We start from the raw sequence: 22,936 nt of genomic DNA, 5'->3' as shown, positions 1-22,936 counted from the left end.
CGTGACGACAGATCGGTTTAAAATCAGAACGTTTCCCAGTGGCCTGCATCGGTGGCAGCAGCCGGACGCGCCGCCGCCAGACGCAGCGGCTGCGGCTTCACCACGGAGGCAGTGAGTGCGGCTGCGTGTTGGTCAATGCGAAACACCGCCACCGCCTGAGAAAGGCGGCTGGCCTGCTCCTCCAGCGAGGCAGAGGCAGCGGCGGACTCCTGCACCAGCGAAGCATTCTGCTGAGTGACGCGATCCATCTCGGTGACCGCCTGGCCAATCTGGTCGATGCCGCGACTCTGCTCGTCGGAGGCCGACGCGATCTCGCCCATAATGTCGGTAACGCGTACCACGGCGTTGACGATGTCGTGCATGGTTTCACCTGCGGTCGCCACCTGCTGCGAACCGGCATTCACCCGACTGACCGATGCCTCAATCAGCGCTTTGATCTCTTTTGCCGCCTGGGCGCTGCGCTGCGCAAGGTTACGTACCTCGCCAGCCACCACCGCAAAGCCGCGGCCCTGCTCACCCGCGCGCGCCGCTTCCACCGCCGCGTTCAGCGCCAGAATATTGGTCTGGAAAGCAATACCGTCGATCACGCTGGTAATATCAGCAATTTTCTTCGAACTGGTGGCGATTTCGCCCATGGTTTGCACCACGCCATCTACCACCTGACCGCCTTTTCCGGCAGTATCCGAGGCGTTTTTCGCCAACTGCGACGCCTGACGGGCGTTCTCGGCATTCTGCTTAACGGTGGCGGTAAGCTGTTCCATGCTGGCGGCCGTCTGCTCCAGCGAGGCGGCCTGCTGCTCGGTGCGCGCCGACAGATCGTTGTTGCCGGTTGATATCTCACTGGCACCGTTGTAGATGGCGTTGGCACTGTCGCGCACGTTGCCGACGGTGCTGATCAACGACTGCTGCATTGCCGTCAGGTTGCTGGCGAGCTGACCCATTTCGCTGCGGCTCTCCAGCACCAGCGTCTCAGAGAGATCGCCACCGGCGATGCGCTGAATGTGCTTAAGCAGCAGCTTCAGCGGCGTCAGCAGAACCTGGCGGATCGCCACCCATACCGCCGCCACCAGCAGCGCCAGCGCCAGCAGCACCACACCAAGCGTCCACGCCATATGGCTGTAACCTTCCAGGTTATCGTTCATACCTGCCTGCAAAAGCTGGCTGTTCTGCTTGCGCCAGAGGTTGTAGCTGTTTTCCAGATCGTCCTGCGCCTTCTGCGCATCGAGATTGCCGTAGGCGTCGTAGTTACTGGCAGAGAGATACTGGATCGACATTTTCAGCGTGTCATAAAACTGCTGATAATTATTCGCCACGGCTGCGGTGATGTCGGCGCTCTGTCCGGCCTGTACCGGCGAATTTTTATATTGATCGAAATGCGATGCCGCCTGATCGAGCGTCTGCCCGGCGGTGTTTAACAGCTTATCAATGGCCGCCAGCGACGCCGGATCGGTTTGCTTCTTCAGAAAACGGATCGCGACGCGGTTGATGGTGACGCGGGTTTTCACCAGCGTCTGCCAGCTATCGCTAAGCTCGCCCTGCTGATGATTCAGGACGCTGGCGCGGGTAAAGTTCGCTTTGTCACGGCTGATGGCGTTAAAGGACAGCGCGCTGGAAACCAGCAAAAGCGCACTGAAAACAAGCATCGTCACGGCGATGCAGGTCACGACTTTTATATTTTTTAGCATAGTGCGCACTCAGATTAAGGGATTGCCCGGTAACAGATTATCGGTCTGGCGCGGCATAAACTTTAAGCAGGTTTTGAAAGTAAAGTAAAAGAGATGTTAACCCGATGATTTGGGTAAGTTAAAAAGATGCCGCCGTTACGGTCGGCTGGCCAGTTGCCAGCGGGGCGATGCGCTGAGCTGTCGGTAACTCGCTTGCAGCGTTTCCGGCGTGAGCGCGTCAATGCGATCCGCCGTCAGCGGGTAACGCGTCTGCCAGTGTTCGAGGATCCCGGCCTCGTGACGCGGTGCTGCCGCCGGGTTAAGGCAGCGCAGCGCGAGCGCGCGTAGGCTGTCGGCAGTCTGCGCGTCAATAATCGCGCCCGCCTCGCTGATAAAATGCGTAATCAGATCGAAAAGTTCAGCGGCCGACAGCGTCGGCGACTGTAGCGTAAACAGCAGCCCGGCCGTGCCTGCTACCTGATGAAAGCGACAGCTCACCACGTAGCCGATATTTCGCTCCACCCGCAGTTGCTGAAAAAAGCGTGGGCCGAACAGCGCCGCCATCACCGGGTACGCGACATAATTTTGCGGCGTGTGGTCGGCCAGCGGACAGTAAACCAGCACGGCGGTATCGCTGCCCGCCACCGGCCAGACAGCCTTTACCGCCGCCGGGCGCGTCGGCGCGTCGGCGGGAGCAAACGGGGCGGGGAAGTGCGACAGCAGACGGCTCAGCGTATCGGCAAGCGCGTCGTCGCCGCCGTACAGCGCGGCGCGCCACCGTACGTTATCGCGACTGCGCTGAAGCAGATCGGGCAGCCGCGCCAGCAGCGCGCGCACCGCAATGTCTTCGGACGCCGCCTCCTGCATTCGTCGGGCCAGCCGCTGGCCCCGGGCGATATCGGCCGCATCCATTGAGCGCAGCGTTTGCACCACGCGGTACAGCATCAGCGGCAGCCTTTCGCCGCTGCCGCTGAGCTTAAGGAGCCAGACGCCCTGCTCGCGGGTGAAGCTCACCTCGCCGCCCGCATGCTGGCACTCGCCGCCCGGCGCCTCAAGCGCCGCCGCGATCTGCGCCGCGCGGGTGGCGGGAAGCAGCAGGTCAGGGTGCGGACTCAGCAGCAGCAGGGTCGCGTCCGCAGCGGGCACATGCGTTAGCGCAGCGCGATCGGCGGGCAGCGCAGAAAGGACAGGAAGGTTGCCGCCGCCGTAAAATTTCATGACGGGCGCAGGAAAAAGAGCGACGTCTTCGCGGTGCGTCGGGGTAAAACGCAGGTGGAAACCGCGCAGCCATACCTTTTCCGCAACGATCTCCGGCGCAACGTGCAGAGAAACGGCGTCCGCCGGGCGAAGCTGCGCCCGCAGTCCGGCAAAGCCTTGCGTTGACGCGGGCGGAAAACCAAACGCCCTGGCGCGGAGCTGGTCGAGCGGCGAACGCCGGCGAAAGCGCTGGCGCGCCAGCGCAGCATAGTGGCTGAGCGTGGTGTCACTGAGCGCGTCAAGCTGCGCCAGCCAGCGCCGCAGCAGCGCTTCGATCCGTCCGGCGCTGGCGGTTTCGCAGAGCTGAAATTCAAAAAGCAGCAGCGACTGCGACGGGCTGCGGTAAGGCTCCAGGAGTTTTACCTCGTCACACAGCCCCTCCCGGCGCAGCCGGTTAAGCAGCGTGTCGGGTGCGGGATCGTAAAGCAGCGCCTCCAGCAGGGCGAAGCTGTCTGCGTGGCAGGCGCTGACCAGAAATCCGATCTGAAGCAGCCGCAGGCGACTGCTCTGCATGGCAAACGCCCGCTGCGCGCCGGCTTTAAGCGCGGGAGGCGGCGTTGCGGGATGAACGGCGAGGCGGAAAACGCTGCCGACGTGCGCGGCCAGCGCTGCCAGTTCCTCCACGGGTTGCGGCCCCTGTAACCACAGCGTCAGATTCCCGGCATGGAAAAAACGCTGATGATACGCCTTCAGCGCCTGCTGAAGCGCGATGGCATCCTCGCCGAAGCACTCGCGGCTGCCAATCTGAAAACGTTGAAAAGGGTGTGGCGCCGCAAAAGCGTGGCTCAGCGCAGCCTCACACTGCGCTCCGGCGTGCTGCGCCAGCAGCCGGTATTCCGCCTCAATAACGTTCGCTTCCTGTCGCACGGCGTCAATAGCCAGCAGCGGTCGCGCCAGCATATCCGCCAGCCGCGCCAGCGCCTCCGGCAGCTTGTCTGCCGCCATCCCGACAAACCAGGCGGTCGCGTTCGCCTGCGTGGTGGCGTTAAGCAGCGCACCTTCGGCAGGTGCCCAGGCCATCAGTCGGGCCTCGCCGGGAAAGCCTTCGCTACCGGCAAACAGCACGTGCTCCAACAGATGCGCCAGGCCGGGCCATGCGTAAGGTTCGTGAAGGCTGCCCGCGTCGAGGTGGAACAGCGCCGCCGCCTGCGACGCGTCAGGATCGTGGATCAGGGCGATCCGCAGCCCGTTTGCCAGTACCCGCCGTTCAGCTTCCATTACACGCTGCTTTTGAAAATGAGCTGCGAGTTGGCGCGGTTGCGGAACTGTAGCTGATCGATCTGAATATGCGTGCAGTTGGCCTGCTCGCGCGCCGCCAGGATGGTGTCGTGATGGGGCGATTTGCCGCAAACCGGATCGGCGTTGTCGGCGTTGCCGGTCAGCATAAAGGCCTGGCAGCGGCAGCCACCGAAGTCCTGCTCTTTCTCGGAACAGGAGCGGCAGGGCTCCGGCATCCAGTCGAAGCCGCGATATTTGTTAAAGCCGAACGAGTTGAACCAGATATCGCGCAGCGAGTGCTCCAGCACCGAAGGAAACTGCACCGGTAGCTGGCGCGCGCTGTGGCAGGGCAGGGCCGTGCCTTCCGGCGTCACGCTGAGGAAAATAGCGCCCCAGCCGCCCATACAGCCTTTCGGACGCTCTTCATAATAGTCGGGCGTGACGAACAGCAGGTTCGCCAGATGGCCGCCGGCGGCCATTTTTTCGCGGTAGCGCTGCACCACCGCTTCGGCGCGGGCGATCTGCTCGCGCGTCGGCAGCAGTCCTTCGCGGTTGAGTTGCGCCCAGCCATAAAACTGACAGGTCGCCAGCTCGACGTCGTCCGCGTCCAGCTCAATGCTCAGATCGATAATGCGGTCGATCTGATCGATATTGTGCCGGTGCAGCACAAAGTTCAGCACCATCGGATAGCCGTGCGCCTTGACCGCTTTCGCCATCGCCAGCTTGGTCCGGAAGGCTTTCTGCGAGCCGGCCAGCGCGGCGTTCAGCGTTTCGTCGCTCGCCTGGAAGCTGATCTGGATATGATCCAGTCCTGCCCCGGCAAAGGCATCGATCTTGCGCTCGGTCAGGCCGATGCCGGAGGTGATCAGGTTGGTGTAGAAACCGAGATCGCGCGCGGCGCGGATCAGTTCCGGCAGATCCTTGCGCACCAGCGGCTCGCCGCCGGAGAAGCCTAACTGCACGGCGCCCATTTCACGCGCCTGTTCGAAAACGGTGATCCACTGCGCGGTGGTCAGCTCTTTCTCCTGCTGTGCGAAATCCAGCGGATTCGAGCAGTACGGACACTGAAGCGGGCAGCGGTAGGTCAGCTCCGCCAGCAGCCAGAGCGGCGGTTTGACCGCTGATTCAGGCCGGTTCACGGAAAATTATCCATTTCTGTTCAGCCGCCTGGACGAGAAACGCCTTCACGTCTTCCGCCACGCCGCCCGCGTCCGGGAAGCGTGCATCCAGCTCAGCAATCAGCGCAGAGACGGACCGCGTGCCGTCCACCAACTGCAAAATGGCGGTGGCGCTCTCATTAAGCTTCGCCATGCCTTCCGGGTAAAGGATCACATGGCTCTCCTGCGTCGGTTCCCATTGCAGGCGGTAGCCGCGACGGAAAGCAGGAAGGGTTGCGTCGTTCAGGATCATTACGGCAGCCTCCGGTTATGCCACACCACTTTGTCGGTCACAGTATGGTAGGGCGGGCGGTGTAATTCATAAGCCATCGTCATTGCATCGAGCATGCTCCACAGAATATCCAGCTTGAACTGAAGGATCTCCAGCATTCGCTGCTGTTTTTCAACGGTGGTGCAGTACTCAAGCGCCAGCGCCAGTCCGTGCTCGACGTCGCGGTTCGCCTGGCCAAGGCGGCTGCGGAAATAGCCGTAGCCCTGTTCATCGATCCACGGATAATGCTGCGGCCAGCTGTCGAGCCGCGACTGGTGGATCTGCGGCGCAAACAGCTCGGTCAGCGAGCTGCATGCCGCCTCCTGCCATACCGCGCGGCGGGCAAAGTTAACATAGGCATCCACCGCGAAACGTACGCCGGGCAGCACCATCTGCTCGGAGAGCAGCACCTCGCGCGACAGGCCCACCGCTTCACCCAGCCGAAGCCAGGCTTCGATGCCGCCTTCGCTGTCGCCTTGTCCATCGTGATCGAGAATGCGCTGCACCCATTTACGGCGCGTCAGGGCATCGGGGCAGTTCGCCATGATCGCCGCATCCTTCAGCGGAATGCTGGTCTGATAATAAAAACGGTTCGCCACCCAGCCCTGGATTTGCACGCGGGTGCATTTACCATTGTGCATCGCAATATGGTACGGATGATGAATGTGATAAAAGGCGCCCCTGGCGCGTAGCGCCTGTTCAAAGGCGTCAGGCGTCATCGGCTTTTCTTGCTTCATGTCTGACTCGCTAAAGATCAATACGCATCCCGTCCTGGCTGACCTCAATACCCTGCTGCGTCAGCGCGTGGCGCTCCGGAGCGTCTTCATCAAGGATCGGGTTGGTGTTATTGATATGAATAAGGATTTTGCGCTGCGCAGGCAGCGAGGCAAGCAGCGCTATCAGCCCGCGCTCTTCCGAAAGCGCCAGATGGCCCATATCACGGCCGGTATTGCGGCCGACGCCGGTGGCGGCCAGTTCGTTGTCCTGCCACAGCGTACCGTCAATCAGCAGGCAGTCGGCTTTTTTCATCCAGCCGAGCAGGGCGTCATCCGGCTCGCCCAGCCCTGGCGCATAGAGCAGCGTTTTACCGCTGCGTGAATCCTCAACGAACAGCGCCACATTGTGGCCGGGCAGCGGCCTGTCGCGATAGCGCGAGTAAGGCGGCGCGTTGCTGAGCAGCGGAATGGCGGTGAAACGCAGCGCCGGGCACACCGCAACGGAGAAAGCCTCGCCGGGCGTCACCGCATGGTGTATCAGCCCGCCGTTCCAGTGCGTCAGCATGGTGAAAACCGGGAAGCCGCTGTTGAGATCGTCATGCACTTCCGGCGTGCACCACACCTGATGCGGGCAGCCTTCACGCAGGCTCAGCAGCCCGGCGCTGTGATCGATCTGGCTGTCGGTAAGAATGATGGCGCCAATGGCCGTGCCGCGCAGTGCATCCTGTTTATTCAGCGCCGGGGTGGCGGCGATCTGCTGCGCGATATCCGGCGAGGCGTTGCAGAGCACAAAATTGATGCCGTCGTCGCTGAGGGCGATGGAAGACTGCGTGCGCGCCGAGGTTTTCAGGCTGCCGCTGCGCACGCCCTGACAGTTTCGGCAGTTGCAGTTCCACTGAGGGAAACCACCGCCAGCGGCTGAACCGAGAACGTTTATCTGCATGAGGTAACCGGGAAAGGGGAAAAAAAGTGCCCGCAGCGGGCTGCGGGCGCGAGGGATTAACGGTTAGAGATGTACAGCGTGACTTCCAGACCTAAGCGTAAATCAACGAATGCAGGTTTAGTCCACATAGCGGGCTCCTTTTGGTGTTAACAAACAGATAACGAAGAACGTTAAGTTCGGCAGGTAATGTGCTTATTGTCAAATTTCTGCATCGCAAATGTTGCGCCGGGCGGGCGCAGAGATCAACCCTGTAACGTGAATAATCACGGCAGAAATTATCTCAAAATGTTCCGAATGGCTTATTCGCCCCAGGTTTTTTTCAATACCGACAGCCAGTTTCGCCAGCAGATTTTTTCAATCAGCGCCTCGCCGTAGCCAGCCGAAGCCATCGCCGCCGTCAGGCGCGGCAGTCCGGCGACGTCACCCAGCGCGTCAGGGACGCTGATGCCGTCGAAGTCCGAACCAAAGCCGACGCGATCTTCACCGAGAATCGCCATCAGCCCGTCGAGGTGGCGAATAATGTCGCTGAGCGGCGTGTCGCCGTTGCGCTGACCGTCGGCGCGCAGAAAGGCGGTGCCAAAGTTGACACCGACGAAACCCTCGCTGGCGGCAATGGCTTCTAACTGCGGCGCAGTAAGATTACGCGGCTGCTGACAGAGCGCGTGCACGTTAGAGTGAGTGGCGACCAGCGGCGCGCTGCTGTGCCGGGCCGTTTGCCAGAAAGCTTTTTCATTCATGTGGGAGAGGTCGATCAGCAGTTTCCGGCGGTTACAGACGCGCACCAGGTTAAGCCCCTCTTCCGTCAGGCCGTCGCCGCTGTCGGGCGAACCGGGGAAGTTGCCCGTTACGCCCGTGCCGAAGCGGTTGGCCAGGTTCCACAGCGGGCCGATACTGCGCAGGCCCGCCGCAATCCAGCCGTCTAACTGGCTCAGTTCGCCGTCCAGCGCCTCTGCGCCTTCAATATGCAGCACCAGCGCCAGTATATCTGCGCGGCGGCAGCGGTCGATCTCTGCGGCGCTGCGGCAAATTTTCGCCCGCCCCGTCGATTGTGCCTCAATCGCCTGCAAAAGTGCGATTTGCGCCTCGACGATCGCCAGCGCGTCATGCTGCTCTGTGCCATAGCCGTCGCGATGCTGCTTCACAAAGCCGACCGGCGGCACAAACACCGCAAACAGACCACCAATAAAGCCGCCCTGGCGCATACGTGTCAGATCGAGATGGCCGCTCAGCGAACCGGTAAGAAAGCGGTTGACCGCTTCGGTGGGCGCGTTTTGCAGCCACAAACGCAGCAGCAGATCGTTGTGGCCGTCAAACACGGCGTGGGGCTGGATCATCTTAAAGCAGGCTCCGACAGGCAGGCGAAAACGGTTCACCCGGTAATGAGCGTAACTGTAGCAGCTCTCAGGCGCATATCGTTTACCGGAAATAGCATTTCGCCCGTCCTGCGCCGCTCTCTATAGTCGTGGGATAACATGATGAAGGGAGAGAGAAAATGCGTCGTTTTACCCTGACGTTGCTGGCGGCCTCGCTGGTAATCGGGCTGGCCCAGGCAGCAACCCCAAAAGACACGCTGGTCGTGGCGATCCCGCTGGATGGCATTATCAGTTTCGATCCTGCCGAAGCGTTTGAGACGGTCAGTAACGGCAGTCTGCGCAATATCTATGAGCAGTTGGTGACGCTCGATCGCAACGATTCGCAGAAGCTGGTTCCCGGCCTTGCCAGCGCATGGCAGCCTGGCAGCAGCGAGCACAGCCTGCGCTTCACCCTGCGCGACGGCGCGCGCTTCGCCAGCGGAAATGCCGTGACGCCGCAGGACGTGATCTTCTCCTTCAGTCGCGCGGTCAGGCTCAATAAGTCGCCCGCGTTCATTCTTGCGGAGCTGGGCTGGACACCGGAAAACGTAGACAGCCATCTGAAAGCAACGGGCGATAATCAGGTTGAAATCAGTTGGGATGCCGGCATCGGCCGCGATCTGGTCTTACGCCTGCTGACCGCGCCGGTGGCGTCCATCGTTGACGGCAAACTGGCGACGCAGCATCAGCAGCAGGACGATAAAGGCAACGGCTGGCTGCGCACGCATTCGGCGGGCAGCGCGGCTTACCGCATCCGCCAGTATGTGCCGCAGCAGGCGCTGGTGCTGGAGAAAAATAATTATGCGCAGCATGCCGCGCAGTTGAAAAACGTCATACTGAAAAACGTAGCAGAGGCCAGCTCGCGGCGCCTGTTGATCCAGCAGGGCGATGTGGATGTGGCATATCAACTCGGCCCGGACCAGTTTGCCGCACTGAAGCAGCAGCCCGGCGTAAAAGTTGAAAACTATCCCTCCGATCTGGTGTTTTACCTCGGTTTTAACACGCAGAACAAGCAGCAGCCGCTGCTCGGCAATCCGGCATTCTGGCAGGCGGCGCGCTGGCTGGTGGATTACAAATCTCTCGCCGACGAACTGTTGAAGGGCCAGTATCAGGTGCATCAGAGCTTCCTGCCGCAGGGTTTTGACGGTGCGCTGAACACGACGCCGTTCCATTACGATGTGGAGAAGGCGAAGGCCATTCTGAACCAGGCGGGGATCAAGCCGGGCAGCCATTTCTCTCTGACGGTAATCAATCAGCCGCCTTATATTGATGTGGCGCAGGCGCTTCAGGCCAGCTTCGCGGCGGCCGATGTGCATATTGATATTCAGCCCGTGGCGGAAGCGGAACTGTGGGGCAAGATGCGCGGGCGGAATTTCCAGTCGATCTTTATTTACTGGGGAGCGGATTATCCCGATGCGCATAGCAACGCCAGCGCCTTTGCCAGCAACGTTCCCGGTGGCGCGAAAACCCTCGCGTGGCGCACAGGCTGGGAGATCCCAAAAATCAGTGCGGAAACGCGCGCCGCCGCCGCCGAAAGCGACGCGACGCAGCGGCGCACGCGCTACACGCAGTTGCAGACGGAGCTTCAGCAGAATTCACCCTATGTCACTATCCTGCAAGGGCAGCAGCTGGTGGCGCTACGCGACAATTTGCAGGGCGCGCAGCAGGGCATCGGCAACAGCCTGTTGTGGTTCGATCAACTCACCAAAAACTGATGCATAATGCAGACGTGTGCCGCCTGCGGCGCACGTCGTTCCGTTTTTCCTCAACGTTCTTTTATCAATGTTGCACTCTGTTCAGCCAGAATAATGATTTATTTTGTGGGTCGGTAAATAGTTTTCTCTGTGGCTTTATGGGTAATTAATGCATTAATTCTCTCGTAATAAATAGTAAGACGATATTTAACGGCGATGCGAAGCAAAATCCCCCTCAGTAACCACCGTTACTCCTAAGAAAAATCTCAAAAAAGTCGGTTGACGATAATCCTCAAGCAAATTTACTCTGATGCTCAATTAATGAGCCCCGCATTCGTTAAACAACGTGATGCATACCAACCCGCTGGAACAACCTATGTTAGCTGAACCTTCATCACGGGCAATGCAGGCCGACAGCGTGTCGCTGTCGCACATCTGGCGCAGGGCCGACAGGCTGATGCTGCTTATCGTCTGGGCACTGCTGCCGGTGTCACTGTTTATCGGCTGGAGGCATGACGCGCTTTCGTTAGCGCTGATTGTCGGTATCGGGCTGTCGCTCGCCGCCACCGTCGTCAAAACGTTGTTCCCCGGCAGGCTGGTGACGCGGCTGTTCTTCGCCTTCGTGCTGATTGCCTATGCCGCGCTGCTGATACAGTCAGGCGAAGGCGACACGGAATACCATTTTTTCATTTTTGTGCTGCTCTCCGCGCTGCTGGCCTACCGTGATTATCGCCCGCTTCTGGCTGGCGCAGCGACCGCGGCGGTGCATCATGCGCTGTTCAACTACTTTCAGGCGAACGACATGTTCGGGGTGATCGTGTTTATGCATCCCGGCTGGCATATGGTGCTGTTTCACGCGTTGTTCGTGGTGGCGCAGACCGCCATTCTTATTTACATCGCGCAAAATATGGCTGCCGATGCGCGTTCTGCCAGCGAGGTGGCGCACCTCGCCTCGTGGATCACGCGCGAGCCGGGCAAGCTGACTCTGGCGCAGGACAGCGAAGCGACGCGCACCGATTTCGGCAAAACCTTTAACAATACGCTTGGCACCATGGGCAGCGCGCTTTGCCAGGTGAGCGCGGGCGTTAGCGATTTGCTGACCGCCTCTGAACATATTCTTAATCGCAACGCCGCGCTGTCGACGCGTACCGATGAGCAGGCGTCGGCGCTGGCAAACGCCGCCAGCGCCATGGAGCAGATGACCTCCGCCGCCACCCTGACCAGCGAGAAAGCGCGCCAGGCACGCGAACTCGCCAGCAATACCAACAAGATGGCGCAGAAAGGCGGGGAAAACATCGGCGATGCGGTCAGTTCAATGGCGCAAATCGGCGAGGAATCGCGACGCATTAATGCCATTCTGGAGCTGATCGACAGCATCGCTTTTCAGACTAACATTCTGTCGCTGAACGCCTCAGTGGAGGCCGCCAGCGCGGGCGCGCACGGCAAAGGGTTCGCGGTGGTGGCTACCGAGGTGCGCACGCTGGCGCTGCGCTGCGAAAACGCCGCCAAAGAGATCCGCACGTTGATTAGCGCGTCGGTGGAGTGCACGCGCAACGGCTCTGTGCAGGTAGAAAACGCGGGCGCCAGCATGCATGAAATTATCAGCAGTATTGACGGCCTGACATCGCTGGTGAGCGAGCTTGCGGAAATGAGCGACCAGCAGCGCGCCAGTATTGCGCAGATGAAGGACAGTATCGCCAGCATCGATCGCAGCGTGCAGGATAACGTTGAACACGTAGCGGAAACGGTGCAGGTAGCGCGTCAGCAGCAACGGCAGGCTGACGCGGTGAAGCAGGCGATAGACGTGTTTCGCTTTGCCTGACGGGAAATAGGTAAAACTTAAGCTAAATATTTTTTGGCTGATGCCGATAGTTAAGTGCTGCTGCATGATTCCTACCGTGCAGCCCTTCCGGCCCGGCAATATTTCAGGTAAAAATATATGTCAATCTCACAGCGACTGTTCCTTGTTTTTTCTCTTCTTTCCGCTTCCCTTATCGGCCTGGTGATCGTTGCCGTGCTGGTCGTGACCGGTTTCCAGTCACGTTTTCAGTATGTGCAGAGCAATACCGTGCCCTCAATTATCGACTTAGGTAAAATGGTCGAAGACAGCAACCAACTGATTATCTGGATGTACCGCCATCAGACCGCCGCAAATCCGGCGCGACAGGCAGAGGTTGAGCAAAAGCTCAGCGAGCTGGTGAACAAGCTTAAGGCGCTCAATCAATATTATCTGGAAAACGATGTTTCCAATGAAGAAGACCGGCAAATGACAGAGGCCGGCGCCGTGACCATTAATGATATTGAGAGTAAACTTCCCGCCCTGCTAAAAAGCTCCCGGGAACATAATAATGCGGTCTCGCTGCTCGAGATTCAGGGAGACGCCGGCGCAGGCGCAGCCGCCCGAAACCTTATCGCTGGCTACCAGAAACAGCTCCAGCTGAACGTGGACATCGGTGAAGAGCTCAAAAAGCAGAATATCCAAATCTATCAGTTCACCTTCTGGGGCATGATTGCAGGTTCAACGGTGGTGATCCTGCTGCTGGGCTTCTTCGCTGTGATGACAATAACCGGCATCCGCAGAAGCCTTAACGCTATGCGTTCCACCATGGAGCAGGCCAGCGTTCGTCTGGATCTGACCCTGCGCGCGGACAGCTCCCGTAAAGATGAAATTGGCCGGACGGCAAGCGCATTCAATGACCTGGTGGAAAACGTTGCCGCCTCGCTATTGTCCGTCAGCGCGTCCTCTCAGTCGGTCAGTACCGCCTCGGCACAAATCTCGGCAGGTAATGAGGATCTCTCGTCCAGAACCGAACAGCAGGCGGCTTCCCTGGAGCAGACGGCCGCCAGCATGTCAGAGCTGAGTGAAACGGTGCGCCAGACCGCCGAAAATACCAATATGGCAAGCGAGCTTTCACAAAAGGCCCGCACCCTTTCGGAAGACAGCGCGGCCAAGGTCAGCACCATGCTGGGCACCATGTCTGATATCAGAAACAGCTCTGCAAAAATCACCGATATCATCTCGCTGATTGAAGGTATCGCCTTCCAGACCAATATTCTGGCGCTCAATGCTGCGGTTGAAGCCGCGCGAGCCGGCGAGCAGGGCCGCGGATTTGCCGTCGTGGCAGGCGAAGTCCGCAACCTTGCACAGCGCTCCTCCTCTTCAGCGCGTGAGATAAAAGAGCTGATCGAGTCATCAATGCGTTTCGTGGCGATGGGCGCGGGGCAGGCGGAAGAGGTGGGCCAGAATATGGGTAATATGAAGGAAGCGATTGGTCAGGTTGCAGACCTGGTCAGTGAAATCGCCGCCGCCGCTCATGAACAGACTCAAGGCATAGGCCAGGTACATCAGGCGGTTAATCAGATGGACGACGTGACGCAGCAGAATGCGGCGCTCGTTGAAGAAGCCTCGGCGGCCTCGCACTCGTTGATGGAACAGGCAGCGGTGCTCAATCAGCTGGTCGCCACCTTTGTGATTGAATCACCCTCAGCGGGAAGCGTGCTGACACCAGCACGCGCTGCGGCAGCGACCCTGATACCACGCCCTGCCAGCCTGCCAGCGAAGAAAACGTCCGCCGATCTGGAAGAAAGCTGGCAAAGCTTCTGATCCTTGTTGACGACAGAATGAGGCACGGACAGTCAGATCGTGCCTCATACAGCATGAGAAGTCGCCCGCAACACCGTGACTCGTGGGCAACTTCATCCCATTCTGCTCTGCCGCACCCTGCGCAAGGGCGAAAGAGCGCTCCCTCTCTGAACAAAGCGCTGTCGATAAATTCCTTAACCACTGCCTTCTGAAAGCGCAAAAACCTCCCTTCCTCACAAAACGAAACTTTAAACGCAATCTTGCCTGGCACTGCTCAAATAACGTCTATATGTTGAATTTAAGTTCATTAAATGTAACCAGAGGTTAAATTTATGTATTTAAAGTTTGGCGTATTGGCAGTTTCCGCTGCGGCGGTATTTTCCTCTTCCCTCTCTGCGGCGCTGCCGGAAGGCTACCCGGCGGACTATCAGAAGGTGGTGGATGCGGCCAAAAAAGAGGGCAAGGTGGTGGTTTATTCCACGACCGATACCAAAGCCGCCGCGCCGCTGATTCAGGGGTTTGAAGCGGCTTACCCGGGCGTGAAGGTGGAATATAACGACATGAACAGCACCGAACTGTACAACCGTTATATCAGTGAGCAGGCGTCCGGCGGCGGAAGCAGCGACGTTATCTGGAGCTCGTCGATGGATACCGGCCTGAAGCTGGCGACCAGCTATGCCGACGAGTATGCGTCGCCGGAGGTGAGCAAGCTGCCGAAATGGGCGGTATGGCAGCAAAAAGCCTATGGCACCACCTATGAGCCGGTGGTGTTTATCTACAACAAGCGCCTGATCCCGAAAGAGGACGTGCCGGATTCTCATGCGGCGCTGGCGAAACTGGTGGCCAGTCAGACTGAAAAGTTCGGCAGAAAAGTCACCACCTACGATATTGAGAAATCCGGGCTGGGCTTTATGCTCTCCGTGCAGGACAGCAAAGCCGATGCTAACTACTTCAAAACGCTGGCCGACGTGGCGAAAGGCGGCCTGACCGTGCAATCCTCTACCGGCACGATGATGGAGCGCGTCTCCTCCGGCGAGAATCTGATCGGCTTTAACATCCTGGGTTCCTATGCCGAAACGCGTGCGAAAGGCGATCCGTCGCTCGGTATTTCGATGCCGAAGGATTACACCCTGGTGCTGTCGCGCGTCTCCTTTATCAGTAAGGAAGCGCAGCACGGCAACGCGGCGAAACTGTGGCTGGACTATGTGCTCTCTGAAAAAGGGCAAAGCATTCTGGCGAACAAGTCTGATATCCCCTCAATTCGCAACGATATCGAGGGTGAAAATGACATCGACGGCCTGACCAAAAAGCTCGGTAAAGCGCTGAAGCCGATCCCCGTTGACGAGTCGCTGCTGGAGTATCTCCAGCCGAAAAAACGTCTGGACTACATCAAACAGTGGCGCGCCGCTGCCGCTAAATAACCTTCTGTGCCGCCCGCGCGGCCTTCATCGGCGCGCGCGGCGTCTGTCTCAAAGGGAACAGCCATGAAAGCATTGCACAGAAGATGGCAGGGGCTACCGCGCAGCGTGGTGGTGCTGATCACCACGCTGGTTATCTATATTCCGCTGCTGTTTATTATCATTCAGAGCTTCCTGTCGGCACCGTTCTTTTCACCTGAAAAGGTGTTCAGTCTGGAGTCGTTTGAGTTTATTTTTACCGATCCTGACTTCTACAAAGCGCTGAAATCCGGTTTTATTCTGGCGTTTGGCCTGGTGATCATCGCCATTCCGCTTGGCGGCATCCTGGCGTTTCTGATGGTGCGAACCGATCTGCCCGGCCGACGCATTATCGAGCCGCTGATCCTTGTGCCAATTTTTGTCTCGCCGATGGTGCTGGGTTTCGGCTATGTGGTCGCTGCCGGGCCGGTGGGCTTCCTGTCGCTGTGGGCGCAGGCGGCGATCGGTTTCGTGCCGTGGAATATCTATTCAATGGCCAGCATCGTGGTGATTGCCGGACTGACCCATGTCCCGCACGCCTACCTTTACATCTCTTCGGCGCTGCGCAGCGTCGGTTCGGACGTTGAGGAAGCCGCGCGCACGGCAGGCGCCACGCCGCTCCAGGTGATGACGGCGGTGAGCCTGCCGATGGTGCGCCCGTCGATTCTGTACGCCAGCGTACTGCTGTTTTTCCTTGGGCTGGAGGTGTTCGGGCTGATGCTGGTGCTTGGCGATCCTGAAGGCAATATGGTGCTGGCAACCTATCTTTATCAGCTTACCAACAAGCTTGGCACGCCGTCGTATCACCTGATGGCGGCGGTGGCGGTGGTGCTGATCTGCCTGACCGTTCCGCTGGTGATGCTACAGCGCAGGCTGATGCGTACCGCTAACCGTTTCGTCACCCTCAAAGGCAAGGCCTCGCAGGCCAGAGCGCTGCCGCTCGGCAAGTGGCGCTGGGTGGCGGGCGCGATAGTGGCTTTCTGGCTGACCGTCACCATCGGCGTGCCGCTGATCGGCGTGGCGTTGCGCGCGTTTATCTCTAACTGGGGCGTTGGCGTCTCTTTCTGGGATGAAGCGTCGCTGAGTGCGTTCCGTACTATCTGGCAGCAGCCCAACCTGCTGCGCGCCATCGTCAACTCCATGGCGATTGGCGTGATTGGCGGCGCGGTGGCGGTGGTCTGTTATCTGTTTATCGGCATCGCGATGCACCGCAAGCCGGATAACGTGACGCGTTTTCTCGACTACAGCGTGCTGGTGCCGCGCGCGGTGCCGGGCCTGCTGGCCGGTCTGGCGTTTCTGTGGGTGTTTCTGTTTCTGCCGCTGTGGCTGGATCAGTCGCTTAAACACGGCTGGCTGTCCGGCCTGCCGGTGGCGCCGTGGCTGCACGACAACCTGATCCCGTGGCTGCGATCGCTACGGCAAACCATCTTCAGCGTCTGGCTGGCCTATACGGTGGTGTGGATGGCGTACGGCCTGCGACTGATCTCCGGCACGCTGCTTCAGGTGGGGCCGGAGCTGGAAGAGGCCGCGCGCAGCGCGGGCGCCTCGCGCGGACAAATTACCCGCCACGTGACTATTCCGCTTGCCCGCTATGGCCTGATCGGCTCCTGGCTGCTGATGTTCCTGATTTTCGAGCGCGAATACTCAACCGGCGTTTATTTGCTCTCGCCCGGCACGGAAACCATCGGTTCGATGCTGGTTTCGCTGTGGGCGACGGGCGCGATTGATATCGTCGCGGCGCTCTCATTTATCAATATCCTGCTGGTGGTCATTGGCCTCGGCGTGGCTCTGCGCTTTGGAGTGAAATTACATGACTGAATTAGCAGTAGAAAACCTGCATCTCACCTACGGCGACAACCCGGTGCTGAAGGGCGTATCCATGCAGCTTAAGAAGGGGGAAGTGGTTTCGCTGCTGGGGCCGTCAGGCAGCGGTAAAACCACGCTGCTGCGCGCGGTCGCCGGGCTGGAAAAGCCCTCAGGCGGAAAGATTATTATTGGCAATTCCACCGTTTATGACGGCAGCCCGCGCAGCGAAGTGCCCGCCGAAGCGCGTAACCTGGGATTGGTTTTTCAGTCTTACGCGCTCTGGCCGCATAAAACGGTCTTCGAGAACGTGGCCTATCCCCTTAAGCTGCGTAAGATCGCCGCTGCTGAAATCACGCGTCAGGTTGGGGCCGTGTTGGAGCAGTTGGGGCTGGGCCACCTTGCCAAACGCCATCCGCACCAGCTTTCCGGCGGCCAGCAGCAGCGCGTGGCGATTGGCCGGGCGCTGGTGTATAACCCGCCGGTGATCCTGCTTGATGAGCCACTGTCGAACCTGGATGCCAAGCTGCGCGAAGAGGCGCGGGTGTTCCTGCGCGAACTGATCGTTAAACTGGGCCTTTCCGCATTGATGGTGACGCACGATCAAAATGAGGCGATGGCGATCTCCGATCGCATTTTGCTGCTGAATAATGGCGTTATTGAACAGCAGGGCACGCCGCAGGAGATGTACGGATCGCCCTCGACGCTTTTCACCGCCGAATTTATGGGCAGCAATAACCGGCTGCCGGGCAGAGTGACGGCGTGTGACAATGGCAGAGCGAAAATTGAGGGCGCGGGCTGGTCGCTGTGGGGGAAAGCGGGCGAAGGCGTCAGCGTCGGGCAGGAGGGGATAGCGGTGATCCGCGTGGAACGGGTGCGGCTGAGCGAAAGCGCGCCCGGCGAAAACGCGCTGGCGCTGCCGCTGCTGACCAGCATGTATCTCGGCGATCGCTGGGAATATCTGTTCCGCACGGCGGGCGATAACATCGCCATTCGCGCTTACGGGCATGCGCTACGCGATCCGGCGCATTGCCACCTGTCGCTGCCTGAGGAGCACGTCTGGATATTCCCTCACGCCGCACGCTAAAAAAAAGCCGTGGCGTTATATGCCGCCACGGCCTTTCTTAACGTATTGCTTTCTGCCTACGAATTAAACGCCACCCATGAGGCATCTTTACCCGCGACGGTTCTGCTGCCGCTGAAATGCGTCGCGGCTGGTGCTGCTCTGACCGGCGCAGGCGCGGGCTGGCCTTCATCAATACGGAATACGGCAATCATTCCGTTGAGCTGCTGCGCCTGATCTTCCAGCGCGTTGGCAGCGGCGGAGGACTGCTCAACCAGCGCGGCATTCTGCTGCGTGGTGCTGTCCATTTCCGTCATTGCGCGACCAATTTGCTCAATGCCGCGGTTCTGCTCTTCCGACGCCGTGGCGATCTCCGTCATCAGTTCGCTAACCTGCGCGACTGAGTGTTGGATCCCGGCCATGCTTTCGCTGGCGCCGTCAACGTGAGACGCGCCTTCTTCAACCTGCGCCACGGATTTGGCGATCAGCCCTTCGATCTCTCTGGCGGCGGTCGCGCTGCGCTGCGCCAGTGCACGCACCTCTTCAGCTACCACGGCGAATCCTCTGCCGTGTTCACCCGCTCTGGCGGATTCTACCGCCGCGTTGAGCGCCAGGATGTTGGTCTGGAAGGCGATGCTGTTAATTACCGACGTGATATCAGCAATCTGCGCGGAGCTCTCTTTGATAGATTTCATGCTCGACGTCATTTTCCCTATGATATCGCCGCCGCGCGCGGCTTCCGTCGAGGCGTTAACGGCGAGAGTACTGGCATGACGCGCGTTATCGGTATTTTGCTTCACGGTGGCGGTCAGCTGCTCCATGCTGGCTGCGGTTTCCACCACGGCGGCCGCCTGCTCCTCGGTACGAGAAGAGAGGTCATTGTTGCCGACGGCAATCTCGCCCGACGCCAGCATCACGCTCTGAATGCCGTTTCTGACGTTATAGATGATGTCTTTCAGGCTGTGGTTCATCGTCGCCACGGCCTGCAAAAGCTGGCCCGGCTCATCTTTACGCGTGCTGTGAACATCGGCCGTCAGGTCGCCGGCGGCGATCTGCTGCGCCACGGCCAGGGTTTGACGCAGCGGCTGGGTAATACTGCTGCTGATCAGGCGGGCGATGATAATGCTCACCAGCACGGCCGCCAGCGCGATGCCGCCGATGGTCCATTTTGATGAATCAACAAAATGCGAGGAGATCCGTGACTGATAAACAAACATATTTTTGATGGTATTATCAAACTGCTTTGCCCGCGTGGCCAGATCGCCTGCCGCTTTGCCGTGTGCCTGCCAGATATCGTCGAAGCCGGCCAGTTCATGGTTTGCGCTGGTAATAGCATTACGAACAGCGGTGTCGATCGGCGAAAGCTGCGGGTTACCGCTGGCGTCAAAAGCAGCGGTCAGTGCAGTTACGTTACTCATTAACGCATTAAGCGCGCTCAGGTTTTCCGTCGTCGGCGTGGTTGTCGCTTCCAGAATGACCAGTTTGATCTCTTTCAGCTCGCTTGACAGTTGCGCCACGTTAAGCGCGAGTTCTGGCGAAAGCGTACCGGCCGGGATGCTGTCAAGCTGGCGTGCAATCACCAGGAAAGGCAGATCGCGCAGCGTAATCGCTTTGCCCATCATGCTTTTCATGTCGGCAATCAGAATATCGCGCAGATTAGTGTAGTCCTTCAGCGCCTGACCAATTTCAGTCACCAGCGATTGTCCTTCACTGTCCCAACTGAAGCTCTGTAGCTTATTGTATTGACCCACCATATCCTGAAGCGCCTGACCGTTCTTGTCAGCATATTCAATATCATTGGTGTATTGATAGAGCGTTCGGTTCAGCTTGGCCGATCCAAACGATCCCACCATATCAATGGTTGTCGCGCGTCGCTGTGAGTTATCCTGAATTCCCTTCAGTGCCAGCACAGAGATCGCTCCGATCAATATCAGCGAAACGATAATTACTGAAAACCCTGAAGCCAGCTTATGACCGACTTTCATATCTGCAAACCAACTGAATGGTCCGGCCTGTCTCATGGGAACTCCTGCGATGTCAGAAAAGTGCTAGCGGAGGCTTTTGCACCAACATTGAAAGTATCGACCAGGAAATTTTAAACATTAGAATGCCAAATGATTCTTTTGAAATGTATGTATCAATTGCTTGTTTGTTTTAAATATTTTTTTGCTAAAAACGGCAAAATTTGTCTTTTGTAGCGTTTTAAACACGATTAATTCTTAATAATGCCAGTAAAACCTGTACAAGAGTGCGCATTCTTGTATAAGAATGGCTGATAAATCAGATCCAGTATAATGACGAGTGTCACTTCTTCGTTAACAACAAAAATGAACGGCTTTGTGACAAGAAGGGGAAAGGCAGGGCCAGCGAGGCCCCGAATTCAGAGGTTGTCGACCAGCACAATATCCACCCCAAGTTCGAGCAGTCCTTTGTGCATGGTGTGACTGATACCGGTGTCGGTGATCAGGACGTCAATACGCGCGGTATCAATGATGCGATGCAGGCTGACCCGGTTGAATTTGCTCGAATCGGCCACCACCACGATGCGTTTGGCTACCTCGCACATCCTGCGATTAAGGCGGGCCTCATTTTCATTGTGGGTGGTCACGCCTTGCGTCAGCGTCAGGCCGTCCACGCCAAGAAAAAGCATATCGAAATGGTAGTTTTCTAAAGAGCGTTCGGCTTGTGAACCATAAAAAGATTGTGAACTGCGGCGCAGGTGACCGCCGGTGACCAGCAGCTCAATATCCACCGCGTCGAGCAGCGCATTAGCGACGTTCATGCCGTTGGTCATTACGATGATCTCCTGCTTATCACCCATTTGCAGGGCGATCTCATAGGTGGTGGTGCCTGAGTCAAGAATAATGGCGCTGCCGGGCACGATCATCGCTGCCGCCTCGCGCGCAATGCGCTGTTTTACCAGCAGATGCTCAGTCTGCTTGGTGGCAAGACTGCGCTCGCTGGCAATCCCCGGTTGTTCATTAAGCAGCGCGCCACCGTAGGCGCGGGTGGCAATGCCCAGCTTTTCCAGGAAGGCCAGATCGCCACGGATGGTCACCGTGGACACGTTAAAATGGCTTGCCAGATCGCTGACCTGAACGGCTCCCTGCTGTTTCAGAAACGAAATGATCTTTTCACGTCGTTCACTGGTGGCGCGTACGCTTTTCTTTTCACTCATACTTATCTTCTGTTGTCTGTTCAGCCACACTGCAATGTGACAAATCCCTTTCCAGCCCGCGCGGGCGCCCTGTGTGGAAGCCTGGCATATTCCCTCAGCCACGGCAATCATAAGTAAAACCTTTCTTTCGTTTCCCTTTTTTTTGCCATTTACCTTTCGCTTTGCCGGGCGTACGGGAAATCAGCTGCCGATCACACTATTTCATTTTCTTTTGGTTGCGCCTGTAACAAGTGTTGATCTTTCTTTTTGTTTCCTTTAACGTCATTTTTGTTCAGTTTTACGGCGTAATGAAATAAAACGAAAGTTGAGAGGATGAAATGAACGCACTGACGGCGCTAATTGCCCGGCACAAACAGGGCGAGCACGTGGGCATAACGTCTGTCTGCTCGGCGCATCCCTGGGTACTTGAAGCGGCGATGCGCTTTGCCCGTAAAGAGAAGACGCTGTTACTGATTGAGGCCACCTCAAATCAGGTCGATCAGGATGGCGGCTACACCGGCATGACGCCGCAGGATTTTCATGACCGACTGCTGGCGCTGGCGGCAGAGATGGATTTTGACCCGGCGCAGCTGGTGCTTGGTGGCGATCACCTTGGCCCAAACCGCTGGCAGCACCTAACGGCGGACGAGGCGATGCGCCGTGCCGACGTGCTGATAGAGCGCTATGTTGCCGCCGGTTTTCAGAAGATCCATCTGGATTGCAGTATGTCCTGCGCGGACGATCCCACGCCGCTGCCTGATGAAACAGTGGCGGCGCGGGCGGCGAGGCTGGCGGCGGTCGGCGAACGGTGCAGTCAGGCGTGCTTCGGCCAGCGGCAGACTGTTTACGTCATCGGCACCGAGGTGCCGGTGCCGGGCGGCGCGCACGAAGCGCTGGATACGCTGGCGGTAACCCGTGAATCGGCAGCCGAAAAAACGCTGCTGGCGCACCGGCAGGCATTTGAAGAGCAGGGCCTGGATGATATCTGGCCGCGCGTCATTGGCCTGGTGGTGCAGCCGGGCGTTGAGTTCTCCCACGACGACATCGCGGATTTCCAGCCTGAAAAGGCACAGATGCTCAGCCGCACTATCGAACGCTACCCGCACATGGTTTTTGAAGCGCACTCAACCGACTACCAGCATCCACAGGCGTATCGCGCGCTGGTTCACGGGCACTTCGCCATTTTGAAAGTCGGCCCGGCGCTGACCTTCGCTCTTCGCGAGGCGCTTTACGCGCTGGAAAATATTGAGCGCGAACTGCTGCCCGCGCTGTCGTGCAGCAACCTGCGCGGTTGCCTTGAGCAGGCGATGCTGAGCGATGCCGCCGCCTGGCAAAAATATTATCACGGCAGCGAAACGCAACAGCATTTTGCCCGCCATTTCAGCTACTCCGATCGGCTGCGCTACTACTGGCCTGATAAGCAGGTACAGGCGGCGGTCGACTGCCTGCTGGCTAACCTTGATGCGCAGCCGTTGCCGCTGCCGCTGCTGAGCCAGTATCTCCCGGATCAGTATCGCCGGGTCAGGGCCGGACAGCTCGCCGCCGACGCCCGCGCGCTGGCGCTGGATCACATTACCGACGTGCTGCGGGATTACGCAGCCGCCTGCCACTGATTGCTTTTG

The 22,936-nt window shown here is 58.7% G+C and carries 17 protein-coding genes; 7 read left to right on the top strand and 10 right to left on the bottom strand.

What is annotated here, in order from left to right; translation table 11 throughout:
* Positions 1-23: 23 nt before the first annotated feature.
* From FA91_RS15180 to FA91_RS15150, 8 genes are all read right to left on the bottom strand, one after another.
* Positions 24-1,685 carry a methyl-accepting chemotaxis protein gene (locus FA91_RS15180; protein WP_034916956.1) on the bottom strand — a complete coding sequence of 554 codons (1,662 nt, stop codon included), beginning with the start codon at positions 1,683-1,685 and terminating at the stop codon, positions 24-26.
* Between the two features lie 135 nt (positions 1,686-1,820).
* A complete protein-coding gene (gene pqqF, locus FA91_RS15175; RefSeq protein ID WP_034916954.1) occupies positions 1,821-4,139 on the bottom strand; it encodes a pyrroloquinoline quinone biosynthesis protein PqqF in 2,319 nt (772 codons plus the stop codon).
* The gene (gene pqqE / locus FA91_RS15170; RefSeq protein ID WP_034916953.1) at positions 4,139-5,278 is read right to left on the bottom strand and encodes a pyrroloquinoline quinone biosynthesis protein PqqE; all 1,140 of its coding nucleotides are present in this window, start codon (positions 5,276-5,278) and stop codon (positions 4,139-4,141) included. Before pqqE ends, pqqF begins: the two co-directional genes overlap by 1 nt.
* Positions 5,265-5,543: a pyrroloquinoline quinone biosynthesis peptide chaperone PqqD gene (gene pqqD / locus FA91_RS15165; RefSeq protein WP_156103123.1), complete on the bottom strand. Its 279-nt coding sequence runs from the start codon at positions 5,541-5,543 to the stop codon at positions 5,265-5,267. Before pqqD ends, pqqE begins: the two co-directional genes overlap by 14 nt.
* Before the next feature lie 5 nt (positions 5,544-5,548).
* Positions 5,549-6,304, bottom strand: coding sequence for a pyrroloquinoline-quinone synthase PqqC (pqqC, locus tag FA91_RS15160; RefSeq protein ID WP_034916950.1), 756 nt, complete (start codon positions 6,302-6,304; stop codon positions 5,549-5,551).
* A gap of 10 nt (positions 6,305-6,314) precedes the next feature.
* On the bottom strand, positions 6,315-7,226 hold the full coding sequence (gene pqqB, locus FA91_RS15155) for a pyrroloquinoline quinone biosynthesis protein PqqB (RefSeq protein ID WP_034916948.1): 912 nt from the start codon (positions 7,224-7,226) through the stop codon (positions 6,315-6,317).
* Between the two features lie 56 nt (positions 7,227-7,282).
* A complete protein-coding gene (gene pqqA, locus FA91_RS20595) occupies positions 7,283-7,354 on the bottom strand; it encodes a pyrroloquinoline quinone precursor peptide PqqA (RefSeq protein ID WP_072016902.1) in 72 nt (23 codons plus the stop codon).
* A gap of 171 nt (positions 7,355-7,525) precedes the next feature.
* Entirely contained in the window at positions 7,526-8,560 is a 1,035-nt protein-coding gene (locus tag FA91_RS15150) for a dipeptidase (protein ID WP_034916947.1), read from the bottom strand.
* 158 nt (positions 8,561-8,718) lie between these two features.
* Here FA91_RS15150 and FA91_RS15145 point away from each other — a divergent pair, with 158 nt between their 5' ends.
* The 6 genes from FA91_RS15145 (at position 8,719) to FA91_RS15120 (ending at position 18,181) form a co-directional block, all read left to right on the top strand.
* Positions 8,719-10,293, top strand: a complete 1,575-nt coding sequence (locus FA91_RS15145; RefSeq protein ID WP_034916945.1) for an ABC transporter substrate-binding protein — start codon at positions 8,719-8,721, stop codon at positions 10,291-10,293.
* Between the two features lie 355 nt (positions 10,294-10,648).
* Entirely contained in the window at positions 10,649-12,094 is a 1,446-nt protein-coding gene (locus tag FA91_RS15140; RefSeq protein ID WP_051937218.1) for a methyl-accepting chemotaxis protein, read from the top strand.
* A 117-nt stretch (positions 12,095-12,211) separates the two neighbouring features.
* Complete coding sequence (locus FA91_RS15135) at positions 12,212-13,876, top strand: methyl-accepting chemotaxis protein (RefSeq protein ID WP_034916940.1); 1,665 nt, start codon at positions 12,212-12,214, stop codon at positions 13,874-13,876.
* A 311-nt stretch (positions 13,877-14,187) separates the two neighbouring features.
* Complete coding sequence (locus FA91_RS15130) at positions 14,188-15,276, top strand: ABC transporter substrate-binding protein (RefSeq protein ID WP_034916939.1); 1,089 nt, start codon at positions 14,188-14,190, stop codon at positions 15,274-15,276.
* Positions 15,277-15,339: 63 nt separating this feature from the next.
* Positions 15,340-17,109, top strand: a complete 1,770-nt coding sequence (locus FA91_RS15125) for an iron ABC transporter permease (protein ID WP_034916938.1) — start codon at positions 15,340-15,342, stop codon at positions 17,107-17,109.
* Positions 17,102-18,181: an ABC transporter ATP-binding protein gene (locus FA91_RS15120; protein WP_034916936.1), complete on the top strand. Its 1,080-nt coding sequence runs from the start codon at positions 17,102-17,104 to the stop codon at positions 18,179-18,181. The genes FA91_RS15125 and FA91_RS15120 overlap by 8 nt, the downstream gene beginning before the upstream one ends.
* Before the next feature lie 56 nt (positions 18,182-18,237).
* Here the strand turns inward: FA91_RS15120 and FA91_RS15115 are convergent, their stop codons facing one another.
* Both FA91_RS15115 and FA91_RS15110 read right to left on the bottom strand, forming a co-directional pair.
* The gene (locus tag FA91_RS15115) at positions 18,238-20,178 is read right to left on the bottom strand and encodes a methyl-accepting chemotaxis protein (RefSeq protein ID WP_051937216.1); all 1,941 of its coding nucleotides are present in this window, start codon (positions 20,176-20,178) and stop codon (positions 18,238-18,240) included.
* A gap of 359 nt (positions 20,179-20,537) precedes the next feature.
* Positions 20,538-21,335: a DeoR family transcriptional regulator gene (locus FA91_RS15110; protein WP_034916935.1), complete on the bottom strand. Its 798-nt coding sequence runs from the start codon at positions 21,333-21,335 to the stop codon at positions 20,538-20,540.
* Between the two features lie 317 nt (positions 21,336-21,652).
* Between FA91_RS15110 and FA91_RS15105 the strand changes: the two genes are divergently transcribed.
* A complete protein-coding gene (locus tag FA91_RS15105; RefSeq protein WP_034916934.1) occupies positions 21,653-22,927 on the top strand; it encodes a D-tagatose-bisphosphate aldolase, class II, non-catalytic subunit in 1,275 nt (424 codons plus the stop codon).
* Positions 22,928-22,936: the final 9 nt, after the last annotated feature.

It is taken from the genome of Erwinia sp. 9145, from assembly GCF_000745075.1.
GTDB lineage: Bacteria > Pseudomonadota > Gammaproteobacteria > Enterobacterales > Enterobacteriaceae > Erwinia > Erwinia oleae.
Note: the sequence above shows the minus strand (reverse complement) of the source record. Positions and strands in the feature narration are given on the sequence as shown.